Consider the following 16706-nt stretch of genomic DNA (forward strand, 5'->3'; position numbering starts at 1 on the left):
TCCGGCAATTCTAGCGTCTTAACGGCCCATCGAGAACAGCATCGAGCTGATCTTCCAGCCGTCTTCGGCGCGCACCATCTGCCAGCTCTCGCTGCCGCGGTTGGTCACTTTGCCGTCGACCAGGAAGTCGAAATCGAACCAGACCGACGCCACCGCGCCGTTGGTATCGATGCGCACGTTGTAGAAGCGCTCCTCGACTGGTTTGGGCGAAGTCTGCACGAACTCGGCGAACTTCTTCCAGCTGTCGGGAACGACCTTGCGCGCGTCCGGGTGGCGCGCCTTGACCGCGGCCCAGGTCTGCTCGTCGGCGACCGACAGCCAGCTGTCGTGGTCCTGCAGGAACAGGGAACCGAGGGTCTTGCCGTCGTGGGCGATGATGGCGGCCTTGAACTGCTCGACGACCTTGTTGATGGCGGCGACGTCGGCTTCGTGCGACTGCTCCGCCGCGCGGGCCGGACCGGCCAGGCAGGACAGGACGATGAGGAGGGGGAAGAGGAAGGCGCGCATGGGAACTCCTGAGTTGGAAAGTTCCCATGCTGGAGATTGCCGGGCCGGCGGTCCAGCGCAATGCGCCGACCCGTGCATGGCTTGCGGTGAACGGTGGGCGCTAGCGCAGCACCTGCAGCGCGTCGACGATCCGTACGTCGTGCATCTGGTTCAGGTAAGCCTCCAGGTAGCCTTTGTGCGAGGCGCCGACGATGACCAGGGTGCGGCTGCCAGGCCGCGCCGCGATGGCCTCGCGGATGTTCGAAGCCATGCGCAGGTTGCGGGTCTCCCAGGAACCGACGTAGTTGCGGCCGAACTGCTGCGGCGAGCCTTCCTCGAGCGCGGCGCCGAAGTCGCTGTCGAAGGCCAGCCGGGCCTGGGCCGGATCGTTGCGCGAGCGGTACAGCGCCAGCACGCCTTCGGGCTCGCCGAGCCTCGGCTGGTCGGCCTCGTCCATCTTGCGGCGCCGGGCGGTGGCGGGATTGTCCCAGGCCTTGCGGATGGCCGCTTCGTAGGCTTTCTCGTCCCCGAACGCCGCGTCCGCGGTATGGTCGTCCATCGCGACCACGCGTTCGAGACCCAGCGCGGCCGCCACCGGCGCGGCGACCAGGGTGTCCTCGTTGCGCTTCAGGCGCTGCTCGTCGAGGATGGCAGCCAGTGCCGCATCGAGGCCGTCGCCGGCGTGGCGCTCGGCTTCCGGCAGGCGCAGCCACTGTACCAGCGCCGAGGCGCGCTCGCCGCCGGCCAGGAACACGGCGGCCAGATGGCGCCGCTGCGCCGGGGTCGGCGTGGCCGGCCATTGCGCCAGCAGCCGTTCGGCTTCGGCCGTCGCGGCCGGGACGTCGAGGCCGGTTGCGGCGCGCGCCGGCGCCGGATCCCAGCAGTATTCTTCCACCATCTCCTTGTAGCGGTGCGGGAAGCGGCGCGCCTGATCGCACTGCATGCCGGACAGCGCCTCGATCGCGATGATCTGCGGCTTCCAGGCTGCCAGCCGCCCGTTCACCAGCGCGAGGCCGGCGGGCTTGAATGGATCCTTCAGGCCCGCCAGGTGGGGCGTGCCCAGCACCAGCACTTCGTTCGGCTTGCCCCTGGCCGGGCCCTTCAGTGCGCCCGGGTCGAAGATCCTGGACGGTTCCTGGGCTTGCGCACCGGCGGCGCACAGCATGGCGGCGGCCAGCAGGCCGGTGATTCGTGGCAGCATACGATCTCTCCTTTGATCCGATGTGCCACTCTAGGCCGGCGCGGCGTCCCGGGCGTCCTCCATGCGACGGGCCGCACATTCGGTGGCATGAACGGTGCGGACGCCCTGTAATCGCTTCCCCTACATGCCGGCCAGGCTGGCCCTGACGCGCTCGACATGTTCGAGTGCGGTCTCCGGCCCGTTCGATGCGCCGCACGACTTCGGCCGCCATCAGGCCGAGACAGGCTTCGGCCGTCTTCACCATCTCGGTCTTCATCAGCTCCATCGCCAGCAGCTCGCCGACGATGGTGTCGAGTTGCCGGGCGGGGATCAGGCAGGTGAGGGAAGCGCAGGGTTTGCGGCCGTCGAGCATGATCAGCACGGTTCGCTGCCTGCTGTTCAGGCCCAGGCAGCGCTGCGCGACCTCGCTCTTGCCTTTCGCTGTCTTTGCATAGCTTCAGTCCAGCTCGTCCTCGTCCATCCCCCGCTCGAGGCGCGGGATGACCTTGACCAGCAGGATGCGCGGGCCGACGGTCTTCTTGACCACCACGTCGAAGCGCGGGAACTCGATGCGCTGGCCCTGCTTGGGAATGTCGCCCAGCTTGGCCATCAAGAGGCCGCCCACCGATTCCACCTCGTCCAGGCCCATGGCTTCGTTGTCGATGTCGATGCCGAGGACGCGCTCGAGCGAGACGATCGGCAGGCTGGCCTTGCCGATGAAGGTGCCGTCGGCCTGGCGGATCCAGTCGTTCTCGTTGAGGCGGAACTCGTCGCGGATCTCGCCGACGATGGCGCCCAGCAGGTTGTCCAGCGTGATGAAGCCGACCGGGCGCTTGCCCTTTTCGCCGATCAGGGCGAAGTGGGGCGCGCCGGTGCGGAAGCGCCGGAACAGTTCGATGGCCGGGGTGCGCGCCGAGAACGTCTCGACCGGACGCAGGTACTCCGTCAGGTCGGTGACGTCCTTGCCGGCCTGTTCGGCGAAGAACAGGTCCTTCAGGTGGATCACGCCCAGCACTTCCTCGCCGTCCTTGTCGAACCAGGGGTAGCGCGAGAAGCGGTTGCGGCGCATCGTGTCGAGGTTCTGTTCGAGCGAGCGGCTGGCGTAGAGGGCGCTGACTTCGTTAATCGGGCGCATCAGGTCGGACACCGAGTGCTCGCCGAATTCCAGCGACTGCGCCAGGATGTGGCGCTCGTCGTGGGTGAACTTTTCCTTTTCTCCCGTCGTACTGGTATTGGTACGCAGGATCATCTTCAGTTCTTCGTTCGAGTAATGGGTCTCGTGGCCGCCGGCGCCGGACAGGCCGGCGACGCGCAGCACCATGTTGGCGCTGGCGTTGAGCACCCAGATCGCCGGGTACATCGCCCAGTAGAAGCCGTACAGCGGGATCGCGCTCCACAGGCCGACCACTTCCGGAATGCGGATCGCCAGCGACTTCGGCGCCAGCTCGCCGACCACGATGTGCAGGAAGGAGATCACGCCGAAGGCGATCACGAAGGACACGCCGTGGATCACTTGCGGGCTGGTGACGCCGAGGAAGGCGAAGGCCGGCTCCAGCAGGCGCGCGAAAGCGGGTTCGCCGACCCAGCCCAGGCCCAGCGAGGCGAGGGTGATGCCCAGCTGGCAGGCCGACAGGTAGGCGTCGAGCTGGCTATGGACCTTGTAGAGGATGCGGCCGCGCAGGCCGGTGGTTTTCGCGATTGCCCGCACGCGGGTCTTGCGAAGGGTGACGATGCCGAACTCGGCCGCCACGAAGAAGCCGTTCAGCGCCACCAGCAGCAACGCCAGAACGACCAATAGAATATTTTCCATACAAATGTAAGTTGATCAAGAAGCAAGCCGATGCATTGTACAGCCCAGTTCCGGATTCAGGCGGCGGCCGGCAGGGCTTTTTGCGCGGCGGCCAGGATGGCCTCGACCGCCGGGTGCTTGATCTTGCGTTCGTTCGAAATCACGTAGAACTGCTCGCGCACGCCGGGCACGGCGCCCACCTGCACCGCGCCGAACTGTTCTTCGATTTCGGCCGCCAGCGCCGCTGGTGCGAAGAACAGGCCCAGGCCGCGCCGCCCGAAGGTGTTGAGCAGGGCGTTGTCTTCGAACTCGCCGACCACGTCCGGTTTCACATTGACCTGCAGCAGCCATTCGTCGATCTTGCTGCGCAGGGCATTATTACGCGTCGGCAGCAGGAAGGGCGCGCCATTCAGGTTCCCCGGGAAATCCTTGCCATACTTGGCGGCCAGCTCCGGCGTGCCCACCACCAGCATCTCGCTCTCGAACAGCTGGTGGCTGAACACCTTCAATGCGCTGCCCGGCTGCACTTCGCGGTCGGTCAGCACCACGTCCAGCTTGTGCAGGGCGAGTTCGGCCAGCAGGGCCTCGAACTGGTCTTCGTAGCAGACCACCCGCACCTTCTTGTCGATGCGCATCGCGTTTTCCAGCATGCGGTAGGCGGACAGCTTGGGCAGCGAATCCGAGATGCCGACCGACAAGCGGATGCGGCCGCTGTCGGCCTCGTTCACGGCTTCCTGCATCTGGGTGCCGAGCAGGAAGATCTGGTCCGCATAGTTCATCGCCACGCGGCCTGCCTCGGTCAGCACCAGGCGCCGCCCCTGCTGCGAGAACAGGGCCTTGCCCATCGATTGCTCCAGCAGGGTCAGCTGGGAACTGACGGTCTGCACCGCCAGGCCGAGGCGCTCGGCGGCGCGCGTGATGCCGCCTTCCTTGGCGACCACCCAGAAGTAGTACAGGTGGCGGAAATTCAGGTCATTTTTCATGGTATGGGCTTAATGATCAGGTTTTACCGAAGTAACTCTCCCATTATCTTCGCTTTTTCCTTTCGTTGCACCCCTCTACACTGCGCCTTGTCAACAACAATACAAGCCAAGGGGTAGATCAACATGAAGCATTTCAGGGTGTCATTCATCGTCACCGCGCTCTGTCTGGCGGCGTCGGGGTGGTGGGGCTACACGCATGGCGGCTGGCCGGCGGCGCTGACCGCGGTGGGCATCGCCGCGATCCTTGCCGTGATGGAAGTCTCGCTGTCCTTCGACAACGCAGTGGTGAATGCGTCCGTCCTGAAGACCTGGGACGAGTTCTGGAAGAAGCTGTTCCTGGGCGTCGGCATCATCATCGCCGTGTTCGGCATGCGCCTGCTGTTCCCGCTGGTAATCGTGGCGGTGGCGGCCGACCTCGGCATGGGCGAGGTCTGGAAGATGGCGCTGGAGAACCCGAAAGAGTACTCGATGCACCTGACTAACCACCACGCGGAAGTGGCGGCCTTCGGCGGCATGTTCCTGCTGCTGGTCTTCCTGAACTTCCTGTTCGACGACGAGAAGGAACACCACTGGCTGGGCCACTTCGAAGAGAAGCTCGGCGCGCTCGGCAAGGTGTCGTCGATCTCGGTGATGGTGGCGATCGGCGCCCTGATGGCCAGCCTGTCCTTCGTGGCGGAAGGCCAGAAGCTGGTGGTGCTGGTATCGGGCCTGTGGGGCATCCTGATCTACGTCGGCGTCGACGTGCTCAGCAACCTGCTGGAGAAGTCGGAAGAGGGCGGCGGCGAGGTCGGCGACATGGTCAAGCGCGGCGGTATCGGCGGCTTCCTGTACCTGGAAGTGCTGGATGCATCGTTCAGTTTCGACGGCGTGATCGGCGCCTTCGCGATCACCAACGACGTCGTGATCATCATGCTGGGCCTGGCGATCGGTGCGATGTTCGTGCGTTCGCTGACGGTCTACCTGGTGGACAAGGGCACGCTCGACCAGTTCGTCTTCCTGGAGCACGGCGCCCACTACGCGATCGGCATCCTGGCGCTGATCATGCTCGCAAGCATGAAGTTCCATGTGCCCGAGCTGGTGACCGGCCTGGCCGGCGTGGCCTTCATCGGCGCCTCGGTGTGGAGTTCGATCCGCTACCGCAAGCGGATGGAAGCGATGGGCGTGGGCAAGAAGGAGTTGGTGACCGCGGAGTAACGTAGGGTGGGCACACCGTGCCCACGTGAGCGCGGCAAGCAAAGAATCCGCGGCGAACGGCAGAACACCAGTTCGTCACGGTAGTACCAAGGGTGTTCAACCAAAACAAGGAGAGTCAACATGGCAATCAGTCTGCAAAAAGGCGGTAACGTCAACCTGTCGAAAGAAGCGCCGGGCCTGGTCAACCTGAAGGTCGGCCTGGGCTGGGACGTGCGCACCACCGATGGCGCCGCGTTCGACCTGGACGGCGTCGTGTTCCTGCTGAACCAGTCGGGCAAGGTGCGCTCGGATGCCGACTTCATCTTCTACAACAACCTGAAGTCGGCCGACGGCTCGGTCGTGCACTCCGGCGACAACCGTACCGGCGAAGGCGAAGGCGACGACGAATCCGTCAGCCTCGACCTGTCCAAGGTGCCGGCCGACGTCGACCGCGTCGTGGTGGCCGTGACCATCCACGACGGCGAAGCGCGCCGCCAGAACTTCGGCATGGTCGGCAAGGCGTTCGTCCGCTGCGTCAATGCAGGCAACAACAGCGAGATCGCCCGCTACGACCTGTCCGAGGACAGCTCGACCGAGACGGCCATGATTTTCGGCGAGGTGTATCGTAACGGCGCGGACTGGAAGTTCCGCGCGGTCGGCCAGGGCTTCAACGGCGGCCTCGGCCCCCTCGCCAAGAACTACGGCGTCGCTGTCTAAGCAAGCAGTATCGCCGCCCCTCCCGAGTCCGCGGGCGGGGCGGTTGCCACCCACAATAAAAGGAAGCCAAGCATGCCAAAATTTACTGTTACCGGTGACGTCGATCCCTTCCTGCACGTGTCGATGCGCCACGGCGAAACCATCTACTGCGAATCCGACGCGATGGTGATGATGGAATCGACGCTCGACCTGAAGGGCAAGATGAAGGGCGGCCTGGGCGCGGCGCTGATGCGCACCTTCGCCAACGGCGAGTCCTTCTTCCAGCAGCACATCGAAGCGGCGCGCGGCAACGGCGATTGCCTGCTGTCGCCGACCCTGCCGGGCGCGATGCAGATCGTCGATTGCGCCCCGGGCAGCCAGTACATCGTCAGCGACGGCGCCTTCGTCGCCGCCAGTTCGGGCGTGGACCTGAAGGTGCGCACCCAGAGCCTGGGCAACGCACTGTTCGCGCAGAGCGGCGGCTTCTTCGTCACCGAGACGACGGGCAGCGGCCAGGTGGTGGTGTCGGGCTTCGGTTCGATGAGCATGCTGGAGGTCGAGCCGGGCAAGGACGCGATCATCGACAACTCGCACGTCGTCGCCTGGGATTCCACCCTGCGCTACGAAGTCTCGATCACGACCGGTACCAGCGGTGGCTTCCTGGGCAACCTGATCAACAGCCAGACCAGCGGCGAAGGCATCGTCCTGCGCTTCTCCGGTCGCGGCAAGATTTACGTCTGTTCGCGCAACCGCGCCGCCTTCAAGGCCTGGATGCAGGCACCGGCGCGCTGAGCGGACTCACTCACTCAACAAAAGGAGTATCGACATGGCAGTCAACCTGCAAAAAGGGCAGAAGATCTCGCTGGAGAAGGAAGCCGGCGGCGCGCTGTCGCGCGTGACGATGGGCCTGGGCTGGGACGTCGCCAAGAGCAAGGGCTTCTTCGGCTTCGGCGGCGGCAAGGGCGAGGCGATCGACCTCGACGCCTCGGTCGTGATGTTCGACGAGAATAACCGCCCGGTCGACGTGGTCTGGTTCCGCCAGCTCAAGAGCAAGGATGGCAGCATCGTCCACACCGGCGACAACCGCACCGGCGCCGGCGACGGCGACGACGAGCAGATCATCGTCGACCTGCGCAGCGTACCGCCGCAGGTGAAGTCGCTGATGTTCACGGTGAACAGCTTCACCGGCCAGAACTTCTCGACCGTCGAGAACGCGTTCTGCCGCATCTTCGACACCAACAGCGGCAAGGAAATCGCGCGCTACGACCTGTCGGTGCAGGGCTCGCACACGGCCCAGATCATGGCCAAGCTGTACCGCCACAACGGCGAGTGGAAGATGCACGCGATCGGCGAGAACGGCACTGGCCGCACCTTCGACGACCTGATGCCGCTGATGACGCCTCACCTGTAAGCGCAACACGTTTCCAGTAGTTCCCCGCGCGGATTTTGTCTCCGTCTGCGCGATCCCGGCCCGGACGGCTTGGCGTCCGGGTTCTTTTACGGCTCCTTCGTGGAGCCGTCTTTTTTGGCGCTGTTCGCGCCAAGTGTGGAATCTTTTCCGTAAGCCTGCGGTCCAATGTCGACCTGAACCGTTGACGGAGGCTCCATGCAAGCACGGCAGTTCGAACAGTTCCTGCAACGCCTGTCCAGCCTGACCCGGCGGCAACGCGCCCGCCTGCTCGAACTGCTGCAATCGGTGGCCGGCCTCGACCGCGTACTTGAGATCGTCGAACAGCCCGCTGCACCACCCTTTTGCCCGCATTGCCAGGCCAGCAAACCCTATCGTCACGGCCATGCGCACGGACTGCAGCGCTACCGCTGCCGCAGTTGCCGCCGCACTTTCAACCTGCTCAGCGGCACGCCGCTGGCCCGGCTGCGCTACAAGGCGCATTGGCTCGACTACCTCGGCAGCATGCTCGACTCCCGCAGCGTGCGCCGCGCGGCGCGCGAGATCGGCGTGGCCAGTGCGACCAGTTTTCGATGGCGTCACCGCTTCCTGGCCTTGAGCAAGGATGACCGCCCGCAGCGCTTGAGCGGTATCGCCGAAGCCGATGAGATGTATGTGCTCGAATCGCACAAGGGTTCCAGAAGCCTCGACCGTCCACCACGAAAGCGTGGCGGCAAGGCGACGAAGCGTGGGATCTCGAACGAGCAGGTGTGCATCCTGGTCGCGCGCGATCGCAGCGGCCAGACCATCGATGCCGTGACCGGCAAGGGCGGCGTGAGCAAGCGGCAGCTAGTGGAACACCTGGGGCCAAGGCTGGAGCGCGACGTGCTGCTGGTGACCGATAGCCATGCGGCCTATCCGGCATTCGCGCGGGAGCTCGGGATCTCACATGAGGCCATTAACGCGAGCGCCGGCGAACGAAGGCGCGGTGCGCTGCACATCCAGAACGTGAACGCGTATCACAGCAGGATGCGCGCCTGGCTGGTGCCTTTCCGCGGCGTTGCCAGCCGTTATCTGGGCCATTACTTCGGCTGGCGCTGGGCGCTGGATGGACAGCGCATTGCCAGCCCCGACGCGTTTTTGAGAGCGGCGCTGGGCAGGTTCAACACTTAGCGCGAACAGCGCCTCTTTTTTTGCCGTGCCTGCCGTGCCTGCTGTGACGCCGTCCCCGGGCCCCCGGGCAGGGGCTGGATCCGTGCCTGGCTAATCCAAGGCAATACTCACACTTTCTAACATTACAACATTTTGCTTGACGGCATAAATAGCTCGGTATTACTGTATTAGCCAATTAATACACTAGACAGCATGACCGACCATACCGCCAACCTGTTCTCGATCGCGACCGGCTCGACCGAACCGATCTACCGCCAGCTCGTCGAGCAGGTGCGCCGCCTGGCCGCCGCCGGCCAGCTCAAGCCGGGCGACGGCATGCCCTCGGTCCGCGAGATCGCATCGAGCCTGGCCCTGAATCCCATGACCGTCTCCAAGGCTTACGGCCTGCTGGAGATGGACGGGATACTGACGCGCCGGCGCGGGCTCGGCATGGTGGTCGCCGACTTCGCGCCCGCCAGGCCCGCCGACCGCGCCGAACTGCTGCGCCCCGCGCTCGAGCGCGCCGCCCTCGAGGCACGCCAGCTCGAGCTCGACCCCGACACCGTCCTGACTTTGTTCGAAACCATCCTGAAGGAAGCAAAATGAACGCGCCGCTGGTCCAGATGTCCTCCGTCACCAAACATTTCGGCGCCCGCCAGGTGCTCGACCGCCTCGACTGGCAGGTCGCGCCCGGCCAGGTGATCGGCCTGCTGGGCCGCAACGGCGCCGGCAAGTCGACCCTGCTCGAGTGCATGCTCGGCCTGCGCGAAGTCGAGGGCGGCACCGTGAACATGTTCGGCGAGGATGCGGCGGCGCTGTCCGACGGCGCCCGCGCCCGCATCGGCTACGTGCCGCAGAAGTCCGACCTGTTCGACTGGCTCACGCCGCTGCAGATGCTGGAGTATTTCGAGGCCATGTACCCGCGCTGGAACAAGGGCAAGGTCGAGGGCCTGCTGTCGCGCTGGGGCTTCGACCCGTACAAGCGCAACAGCCCGATCAAGAAGCTCTCGGGCGGCGAGCAGCAGCGCCTGTCCATCATCCGCGCACTGGCCCACGACCCGGACCTGCTGATCCTCGACGAGCCGGTATCGGCCCTCGACCCGGTCGGCCGGCGCGACTTCCTGCGCGAACTGGTCGACCAGGTGATCGAGCGCGGCACCACGGTGGTGTTCTCGACCCATATCCTGTCCGACCTCGAACGCGTGGCCTTCGACCTGGCCTTCCTGAAGGATGGACGGATCGCCCTGCAGGGCCAGACGGACGCCTTGCTGGAAGGCGCGCGCCGGGTGGTCGCGGCGCCGCATGCGCTGCCGGCGGGCCGCCTGCAAGGGGAGCTGCGGCGCAGCTACGAAGGCGCGCTGACCAGCGTGATCGTGCAGGCGGACGACGAGCAGCTCGCCCAGCTGGCCGGCAAGCCGGGCGTGCGCATCGAGACGCTCAGCCTGGAAGACCTGTTCATCGAAATGACGCGCGAGGGCTGAGCATGAACGCCACCGTCATCCAGGATTTCCGCCGCATCTGGCGCGTGACCACCATCCAGCGCGACGAGCGGACCATGATGCTCATGAACTGGCTGGCGCTGGCCGGCGCAAGCCTCGGCCTGATCGGCGCCGGATTGGCCATGCTGTCGAACAAGGCGGGACCGCTGGAACTGCTGCGCGTACTGCTCGGGGTGGCCGGGTTCTGGCTGGGGATGATCTGGATGATGCTGTTCGTGCCCGGCTCCATCCTGTTGAATTCCCCCGCGAATGCCCGGCTGCTGCCGCGCCAGCGCCGCCGCCTGCAACAGATGGCGGTCGGCAGCTGGGTCCTGGTCACCGCCGGCGTAGCTGGGGCGATGGGCCAGTGGGCGGCGCTGCCGGTGGTCGGCATCAGCCTGATCGGGCTTGCGCTCACGCGCGCCGGCCGGACCGAGGCGGCGCCGTTGTTCCTCGTCGGGATCAACTGGCAGACCTTGTCGCGCCATGTGCTGCCGCCTGCGGTGGTGGACGCCGCCGGCAGCAAGGCCGGGCTGGTGACCTTGAGTGTGCTGCTGCTGCCGATGGGTGTGTGGGCGCTGCGCACCCTGTATCCGGCCGCCGGCGACCGCCACCTGGCGCGCCGCGGCGAGCAGGTCAGGAGCGCCCAGCGCCTGGAGCGGCGCGGCCTGACGAACCCTGGTGAAGGCGGCCGCCTGAGCCGCTGGACCACTGCCCGCATCTATCCGCTCATGCTGCGCCGCGCCCTGCGCCGGCCGCAGCCGGGCGTGCTGCTGATGCATGCGCTGGGACCGCTGGCGCACTGGAGCGCCTGGATCGCCGGCATCGGCGGCATGCTGCTGGTCGGCGCCGGGGTGCGCCTGCTGCTGGGATGGCGGGGCGGGGATGCGCTGCGCGAGTTCATCGGCGGCCCGATGGGTGCGGGACTGGCGGCGCTGACGATAGTGATCGTGTTCAGCACCGCCGCATTCAGCCAGCAGATCCGCAAGACCACCGGCGAGCAGTCGCTGCTGCGCCTTTCTCCGCTGGCCGGCAATGCCGCGCTGCTGAACCGCCGCCTGGCCGTCCAGCTGCTCCGGACTGCGCTGCGCAACTGGCTCATGCTGTCGGCGGTGGTCCTGCTGGTCACGCTCATGGTCGGCGGCGATGACGAGACCGTGCTGCGCCAGGCCGCGCTGTGCGTGCTCGCCGGCCAGGTGGCGGTGACGGGGCTGTTGGGCGATTTCGCGGGCGAGGGCGGCTGGCACGTGCCGCTGGCCCTGCAGGCAGGCCTGCTGGCGGTGCTCGAACTGGCCGTCGCGCTGGGCCTGGCGAAGGCCAGCGGCACCGCTATCTGGGCCTGGGTCGCGGCGATCGCCGCCGCCGCCAGCGCCTGGCAGCTGCGCCGCGGCTGGCGCAGGATGCTGGCCGCGCCGCCGGCCTTCCCGGCTGGCCGGATCGGCTGAGCCGGCAGGGCTAGCGCAAGCCCTGCACGTAGCCTTCCTGCGGATAGTCGATGACGTAGTCGACGTCGAAGCGCGCGGTCTCGTTCGGCTTCAGGGTCTTTTCCCAGCCGACCAGGCCGCGCCGGTGCTCCCACTCCTTGATGCCCGGCTCGGGATTCAGCGCGACCTTCACGGCCACCTTGTCCGATTCGCTGACCGGCGTCGCTTCGAGCACCAGGATGTCGATCGGCTGGCGGTGGAAGCTGGTCACCACGAAGCTGTCGTCGATGCGCCGCTGGTTGTCGCGCTTGAAGAAGCCGGCCTGGCCCGATTTCTGGTTGCGGTTCTCGACCGCGACCCGCACCAGCGGATCGGGGCCGAAGCCGAACTGGAAGCGCTCGCCGGACTGCGGGTCCCAGCGCGTCGCGCCGACGTAGGAACCGTCGCGCTGCAGCTGCACCTGGCCGGCCAGCCACACGCCCTCCGGCCTTGCCGCCTCGGCGCTGACCACCGCGGTCGTGCTGCTGCGCGGCGCCACCATCACGCGTTGCCTGACCTGCAGCGACTGTTTCGTCAGGCCCACCGAGATCTCGCGGCCGTCGGCGGCCAGGTCGACCCGTGCCGGCACCTCGTACTCGGTGCTGAAGCTGCCCTGGGTTTCCAGCACCGGCGCGACGTAATCGTCGGCTTCCGCGCGGCTTGCCAGTGCCATCGGCGCCGGCGCAGCAGAGGGAGCAGGCGCCGCCCGGTAGAACACGGCGGCGCGATCCACCGGCGGCTGGAATGTCAGCAGCCACGAGGAGGGATTCGGCGCGAGCACCGACAGGTTCGGCTGTCCGGTCGACAGGCGCAACTTGACCTTGCTCCAGTCTTCGCCGGTCTTCTGCGAGATCGTCGCCATCCGCTCCAGTTCGACCGTGGACGCGTTCGAATCCAGCGAGGCGCGGTAGGCCGGCTTCCAGCCCGCGCGGTTCACCTGGTAGGACAGCAGCAGCTTGCCGGCCTGCCGGGCCGCCAGGTGGACCGTGATGGTACGGCCGGCCCGCGTGCCGGCCTGCAGCGTGTCGAGTTCGCGCTTGAGGGCGTCGAGCTGCCTGGCCAGGGCGCGCTTCTTGATCTCGCCGCTGCGCACGCGCTCGAGCGCCTCGCCGCTGCCCTTGCGGATGGCGTCGACGGTGGCCAGCAGGGTCTTCGGATCGGCCGGCGTGCGGGCCGCTCCTTCGCCGCCGCCGCCCAGGTGCTCGAGATAATTCTGGGCCGTCTGCGACGCCTTGGTATCGACGTCGATGGCGGCGATCTGGTCCTGCAGGGCCAGGATCTTCGCTTCGAGATCGGCCTGGCGCGGGCTCGGACTGTCGGCGCTGGAGCGGTCGCGGGTGAGCACCTGGCCGACCTGGATGCCGGGACTGGCCTGCAGGCGCATGCTGCCGGTATCGAAGTTGGCCAGCAGGCCGGTGATCTCGACCTGGGTCATGCCCGGCGCCACCTCGACGGCGCGTTCGACCGTCGCGCTGCCGGGATACAGGGTCACGTTCTGGATCGGGGCTTCGGTGGCCGATGCGGACGCGGCGCACAGCGCGAGCGCGATCGTCCATCCTGGTTTGCTTGTCATGTGCTTTCCTTTCAATGCCCGCGCTTCTGCACCAGCGCCGTACCGACCCCATGCCGACGGCCTTCGCTCACCGCCGTCACCGTCCCGTCGGGATTGAACACGATCGCATTCGCCGCGCCGATCTCTTCCGGGGGCGGGCTGGTCTCCCATTTGTGGCCGAAGCTTTCCAGCGCCTTCGCCTGCGGCGTGCCGATGAAGCCCGGCTCCACCGAGGTCTCCCTGGAGTTGCGCTGCGACAGGCGCGGCGCGTCGATCGCCTGGTCCATCGGCATGCCGAGGTCGATGTAGTTGACCATGGTCTGCAGCACGGTGGTGATGATGGTCGCGCCGCCCGGGCTGCCGATGGTGAAGGCCGGCCTGCCGTCCTTCATGACGATGGTCGGCGCCATGCTGCTGCGCGGGCGCTTGCCGGCTTCAGGGACGTTCGGCGCGGGGCCGGTGAAATCGAAGTCCGTCATCTCGTTATTCAGCAGGAAGCCGTAGCCCGGCACCACGATGCCGCTGCCGCCCCAGGATTCGATGGTGAAGGTGTAGGCGACCACATTGCCTTCCTTGTCCGACACCGTCAGGTGGGTCGTGTGCGTGCCTTCCTGGATCAGCTTCTGCTGCGGGCGCAGCGGGAAGCTCTGGTCGTTCTCGTACAGGAAGGCGTCGCCGGCCGGGACCACGCCGGCCGCCTTGTCGGGACGGATCAGCGAGCGGCGCTGGGCCGCGAACTGCTTGGACAGCAGGCCTTCCGTCGGGGCGTCGACGTATTCCGGATCGGCCAGGTAGGCGTTGCGGTCGGCGAAGGCCATGCGGCTGGCTTCCAGGTACAGGTGCTCGACGTTCGGGCGCGGCATGCTCTTCAGGTCGTAGCCCTCGAGGATGTTGAGGGCCTCGGCCACCGCGATTCCGCCGCTGCTGGGCGGCGGCATGCCGTAGACGTCGTAGCCGCGATAGGTCGAGCGGATCGGCTGGCGGATGCGCGCCTCGTAGTTGGCCAGGTCGGCCAGCGACATCGTGCCGGGACGGACGGAGGCGCCCTGGGCCAGCGGCGGGCGGTTCACGGCGTCGACGATCGCCTTCGCCATCGGCCCCTCGTAGAAGGCCTTGTAGCCGCGCGCGGCGATCTCGCGGTAAGCCTTGGCCATGTCAGGGTTCTTCAGGATGGTGCCGGTGGGGACCGCCTTGCCGTCCCTCAGGTAGAGCCGGCTGGTGGGCGTAAATAGCTGAAATTTTCTTTCATTTTCGGCCGTTAATTTATGAAAAGTTTCACTGACGGGAAAGCCCCTGGTGGCCACCTCGATGGCCGGCGCCAGCACCTGTTTGAAGGACATGGTGCCGTAGCGCTGCAGGGCTTCGTGCCAGCCGCGCACCGTGCCCGGCACGCCGACCGCGGCACCGCTGGCGACCGCCGTGTCGAAATCGATGGGCTTGCCGTTTTCCTGGAACACGCCCGGGCCGAAGGCGGCGGGAGCGGTCTCGCGGTGGTCGATGGTGATCACGCGCTTGTCCCGGGCCAGGTAGATGACCATGAAACCGCCGCCGCCGATGCCGCAGCTGAACGGGTCGGTCACACCCAGCGTGGCGGCGGCGGCGACGGCGGCGTCGATCGCGTTGCCGCCCTTGTTCAGGATGGCGAGCGCCGATGCCGAGGCCTTTTCGCTGATGGTGGCGACCGCGCCCCCGGTGCCGGTAGCGACCGGCGTCTTGGCCAGCGCGAGCGGCGGCGCGAGGATGATGGACAGGATCAGTGCGCTGGCGAGCGCTTTCGCGGAAGTGGTCATGGCGTGCTTACCTTGAGCGTGACGGGGATGACGTAGCCGGGGCGCGTCGCGGCGGCGTTGCGCACGGGCGGGATGCTGGCCGGATCGAGCGTCACGCGTGCGCCGTGCAGTGATGTCGGCGTGGCGCTCGGCTGGTCCGGACCGAGGGAGAATTCTTCGCGGCCGCCCGGGCTTTCCAGCACGAACTGGAAGCTCAGCCGGCCGGCCCAGATGCAGCGCGCGTTGGCCGGGCAGCGGCTGTCGCTGAAGCTGTCATAGGTGAGGGTGGTGTCGCCGGACAGGGCCACGCGCTGGTGCGGCTGCAGCGGATAGGTGCCGTCCTTGAGCGGCGCGCCGGCGCAGCCGGTCAGGCCAAGGAGAACGAGCGCAGCGAGAGACGTCGGCCACTTCAACCACTTCATCGGGACCTTCCGGTTAATTGCGGAAAGCCAATCATAGCAAAGTTGCCAGCCTGGGCAGGGCGCGGCCGTGTTGCGCGCAGGTCGCGCACGCTTGGATTCCGTTAGTCATTTTTTAATACGTTTCCGGTATCATGGGACTCAATTTCATCAAATCGAGCAGAGGGACGCGCATGAAGACACAGGCACGGCGATTCGGCGGGCTCGGCATGAATGAACTGGACGAGGCCCCGCCGGACGAACTCGCGCTGCTGCGCCGGCAGCTGGAAGAACGCCTCGGCCACCACCTGTCGCAGAGCCCGGACCAGGCCGACCTGCTCACCCAGGCGATGCGCGCGGGCGCGCTCGGCGCCGGCAAGCGCATGCGGCCACTGCTGCTGATGCTGGTCGCGCGCGACCTCGGCTGCGAGTCGCGGGCCCTGGCCGACGTCGCCTGCGCGGTCGAGATGGTGCATGCCGCCTCGCTGATCCTCGACGACATGCCGTGCATGGACAATGCCATGCTCCGCCGCGGCAGGCCCACCATCCACGTGCAGTTCGGCGAAGACGTCGCCATCCTGGCCGCCATCGGCCTGCTCAGCCGCGCCTTCGGCATCGTCGCCTCGGCGCGCGAGATCCCGGCCGCGATCCGCGCCCGCCTGGTCGCCAGGCTGTCGGAGACCATCGGCGACCAGGGCCTGGTGAAGGGCCAGTTCCTCGACCTGCGCGGCAGCCGGCATACGCCGGCCGACATCGCCGTCACCAATGAGCTCAAGACCGGCGTACTGCTGGGCGTGGCGGTCGACATGGCCGCCATCATCGCCGAGACCGACGACTGCGTGGCGGCCTCGCTGCGCGCCTTCGCGCTGGCGGCCGGCCACGCTTTCCAGATCCGCGACGATTTCCAGGACGGCCCCGGCAACGACAGCGCCGTCACCGGCAAGGACGTCGGCCAGGACATCGGCAAGGCCACCCTCATCAACACCCTGGGCAACGAGGAAGCGCGGCGCCGCCTGAACGGCCACCTGTTCGACGCCGAGCGCCACCTGAGCGCGGCGCTGGGCGAGCAGGGCCACACCCGCCGCTTCGTCGCCGGCCTGTTCGCGCAGGCCCACGAAGGTGTCCGCTTCCCCGGCGCCGGCACGCACCCGCATGCGGCCGGCGCCAGGGTGAGCCTGGCGCGTCACTGAGCGCGGACGG

General features: G+C 67.0%; 16 protein-coding genes. 9 read left to right on the forward strand and 7 right to left on the reverse strand.

The window, feature by feature from the left end:
• Positions 1 to 18: 18 nt before the first annotated feature.
• The 4 genes from AC1DOQ_RS00570 to nhaR form a co-directional block, all read right to left on the reverse strand.
• Positions 19 to 507 (reverse strand): nuclear transport factor 2 family protein, encoded by a 489-nt coding sequence (locus tag AC1DOQ_RS00570; protein WP_477359022.1) that lies wholly within the window; start codon positions 505 to 507, stop codon positions 19 to 21.
• A 100-nt stretch (positions 508 to 607) separates the two neighbouring features.
• Positions 608 to 1687: a DUF5694 domain-containing protein gene (locus AC1DOQ_RS00575; protein WP_477359025.1), complete on the reverse strand. Its 1080-nt coding sequence runs from the start codon at positions 1685 to 1687 to the stop codon at positions 608 to 610.
• Between the two features lie 436 nt (positions 1688 to 2123).
• On the reverse strand, positions 2124 to 3476 hold the full coding sequence (locus AC1DOQ_RS00580) for a hemolysin family protein (RefSeq protein ID WP_477359028.1): 1353 nt from the start codon (positions 3474 to 3476) through the stop codon (positions 2124 to 2126).
• A gap of 56 nt (positions 3477 to 3532) precedes the next feature.
• Positions 3533 to 4438, reverse strand: a complete 906-nt coding sequence (gene nhaR / locus AC1DOQ_RS00585) for a transcriptional activator NhaR (RefSeq protein WP_477359031.1) — start codon at positions 4436 to 4438, stop codon at positions 3533 to 3535.
• A 123-nt stretch (positions 4439 to 4561) separates the two neighbouring features.
• On the opposite strand from nhaR, the gene AC1DOQ_RS00590 reads away from it, so the two are divergent.
• The 8 genes from AC1DOQ_RS00590 (at position 4562) to AC1DOQ_RS00625 (ending at position 11769) form a co-directional block, all read left to right on the forward strand.
• The gene (locus tag AC1DOQ_RS00590; RefSeq protein ID WP_477359034.1) at positions 4562 to 5632 is read left to right on the forward strand and encodes a DUF475 domain-containing protein; all 1071 of its coding nucleotides are present in this window, start codon (positions 4562 to 4564) and stop codon (positions 5630 to 5632) included.
• A gap of 120 nt (positions 5633 to 5752) precedes the next feature.
• The gene (locus AC1DOQ_RS00595) at positions 5753 to 6328 is read left to right on the forward strand and encodes a TerD family protein (RefSeq protein ID WP_477359037.1); all 576 of its coding nucleotides are present in this window, start codon (positions 5753 to 5755) and stop codon (positions 6326 to 6328) included.
• 72 nt (positions 6329 to 6400) lie between these two features.
• Positions 6401 to 7099, forward strand: coding sequence for a TIGR00266 family protein (locus AC1DOQ_RS00600; protein ID WP_477359040.1), 699 nt, complete (start codon positions 6401 to 6403; stop codon positions 7097 to 7099).
• Between the two features lie 34 nt (positions 7100 to 7133).
• The gene (locus AC1DOQ_RS00605; protein WP_477359043.1) at positions 7134 to 7718 is read left to right on the forward strand and encodes a TerD family protein; all 585 of its coding nucleotides are present in this window, start codon (positions 7134 to 7136) and stop codon (positions 7716 to 7718) included.
• Positions 7719 to 7913: 195 nt separating this feature from the next.
• Positions 7914 to 8867 carry an IS1595 family transposase gene (locus AC1DOQ_RS00610; protein WP_477359046.1) on the forward strand — a complete coding sequence of 318 codons (954 nt, stop codon included), beginning with the start codon at positions 7914 to 7916 and terminating at the stop codon, positions 8865 to 8867.
• 192 nt (positions 8868 to 9059) lie between these two features.
• Positions 9060 to 9452, forward strand: a complete 393-nt coding sequence (locus AC1DOQ_RS00615; RefSeq protein ID WP_477359049.1) for a GntR family transcriptional regulator — start codon at positions 9060 to 9062, stop codon at positions 9450 to 9452.
• Positions 9449 to 10327, forward strand: a complete 879-nt coding sequence (locus AC1DOQ_RS00620; RefSeq protein ID WP_477359052.1) for an ABC transporter ATP-binding protein — start codon at positions 9449 to 9451, stop codon at positions 10325 to 10327. The genes AC1DOQ_RS00615 and AC1DOQ_RS00620 overlap by 4 nt, the downstream gene beginning before the upstream one ends.
• Positions 10328 to 10329: 2 nt before the next feature.
• A complete protein-coding gene (locus AC1DOQ_RS00625; protein WP_477359055.1) occupies positions 10330 to 11769 on the forward strand; it encodes a hypothetical protein in 1440 nt (479 codons plus the stop codon).
• Between the two features lie 10 nt (positions 11770 to 11779).
• On the opposite strand, the gene AC1DOQ_RS00630 is transcribed toward AC1DOQ_RS00625, so the two are convergent.
• Genes AC1DOQ_RS00630 through AC1DOQ_RS00640 form a run of 3 tightly spaced genes read right to left on the reverse strand, consistent with a single transcriptional unit; the run spans position 11780 to position 15530 of the window.
• Positions 11780 to 13360, reverse strand: a complete 1581-nt coding sequence (locus tag AC1DOQ_RS00630; RefSeq protein WP_477359058.1) for a DUF4139 domain-containing protein — start codon at positions 13358 to 13360, stop codon at positions 11780 to 11782.
• 11 nt (positions 13361 to 13371) lie between these two features.
• Positions 13372 to 15129, reverse strand: coding sequence for a gamma-glutamyltransferase (gene ggt / locus AC1DOQ_RS00635; RefSeq protein WP_477359061.1), 1758 nt, complete (start codon positions 15127 to 15129; stop codon positions 13372 to 13374).
• Positions 15126 to 15530, reverse strand: coding sequence for a hypothetical protein (locus AC1DOQ_RS00640; protein ID WP_477359064.1), 405 nt, complete (start codon positions 15528 to 15530; stop codon positions 15126 to 15128). The genes ggt and AC1DOQ_RS00640 overlap by 4 nt, the downstream gene beginning before the upstream one ends.
• 170 nt (positions 15531 to 15700) lie before the next feature.
• Between AC1DOQ_RS00640 and AC1DOQ_RS00645 the strand changes: the two genes are divergently transcribed.
• Entirely contained in the window at positions 15701 to 16696 is a 996-nt protein-coding gene (locus tag AC1DOQ_RS00645) for a polyprenyl synthetase family protein (protein WP_477359067.1), read from the forward strand.
• The last annotated feature ends 10 nt before the right edge of the window (positions 16697 to 16706 follow it).

Source organism: Massilia sp. 01N417, from assembly GCF_056399645.1.

Excerpts from the sequence above, each read along its gene's own strand:
- AC1DOQ_RS00610 (WP_477359046.1), top strand. The coding sequence starts at position 7,914 with ATGCAAGCACGGCAGTTCGAACAGTTCCTGCAACGCCTGTCCAGCCTG.
- AC1DOQ_RS00595 (WP_477359037.1), top strand. The coding sequence starts at position 5,753 with ATGGCAATCAGTCTGCAAAAAGGCGGTAACGTCAACCTGTCGAAAGAA.
- AC1DOQ_RS00605 (WP_477359043.1), top strand. The coding sequence starts at position 7,134 with ATGGCAGTCAACCTGCAAAAAGGGCAGAAGATCTCGCTGGAGAAGGAA.
- AC1DOQ_RS00570 (WP_477359022.1), bottom strand. The coding sequence starts at position 507 with ATGCGCGCCTTCCTCTTCCCCCTCCTCATCGTCCTGTCCTGCCTGGCC.
- AC1DOQ_RS00625 (WP_477359055.1), top strand. The coding sequence starts at position 10,330 with ATGAACGCCACCGTCATCCAGGATTTCCGCCGCATCTGGCGCGTGACC.
- AC1DOQ_RS00620 (WP_477359052.1), top strand. The coding sequence starts at position 9,449 with ATGAACGCGCCGCTGGTCCAGATGTCCTCCGTCACCAAACATTTCGGC.
- AC1DOQ_RS00630 (WP_477359058.1), bottom strand. The coding sequence starts at position 13,360 with ATGACAAGCAAACCAGGATGGACGATCGCGCTCGCGCTGTGCGCCGCG.
- AC1DOQ_RS00645 (WP_477359067.1), top strand. The coding sequence starts at position 15,701 with ATGAAGACACAGGCACGGCGATTCGGCGGGCTCGGCATGAATGAACTG.
- AC1DOQ_RS00580 (WP_477359028.1), bottom strand. The coding sequence starts at position 3,476 with ATGGAAAATATTCTATTGGTCGTTCTGGCGTTGCTGCTGGTGGCGCTG.
- ggt (WP_477359061.1), bottom strand. The coding sequence starts at position 15,129 with ATGACCACTTCCGCGAAAGCGCTCGCCAGCGCACTGATCCTGTCCATC.
- AC1DOQ_RS00590 (WP_477359034.1), top strand. The coding sequence starts at position 4,562 with ATGAAGCATTTCAGGGTGTCATTCATCGTCACCGCGCTCTGTCTGGCG.
- AC1DOQ_RS00575 (WP_477359025.1), bottom strand. The coding sequence starts at position 1,687 with ATGCTGCCACGAATCACCGGCCTGCTGGCCGCCGCCATGCTGTGCGCC.
- AC1DOQ_RS00640 (WP_477359064.1), bottom strand. The coding sequence starts at position 15,530 with ATGAAGTGGTTGAAGTGGCCGACGTCTCTCGCTGCGCTCGTTCTCCTT.
- AC1DOQ_RS00600 (WP_477359040.1), top strand. The coding sequence starts at position 6,401 with ATGCCAAAATTTACTGTTACCGGTGACGTCGATCCCTTCCTGCACGTG.
- AC1DOQ_RS00615 (WP_477359049.1), top strand. The coding sequence starts at position 9,060 with ATGACCGACCATACCGCCAACCTGTTCTCGATCGCGACCGGCTCGACC.
- nhaR (WP_477359031.1), bottom strand. The coding sequence starts at position 4,438 with ATGAAAAATGACCTGAATTTCCGCCACCTGTACTACTTCTGGGTGGTC.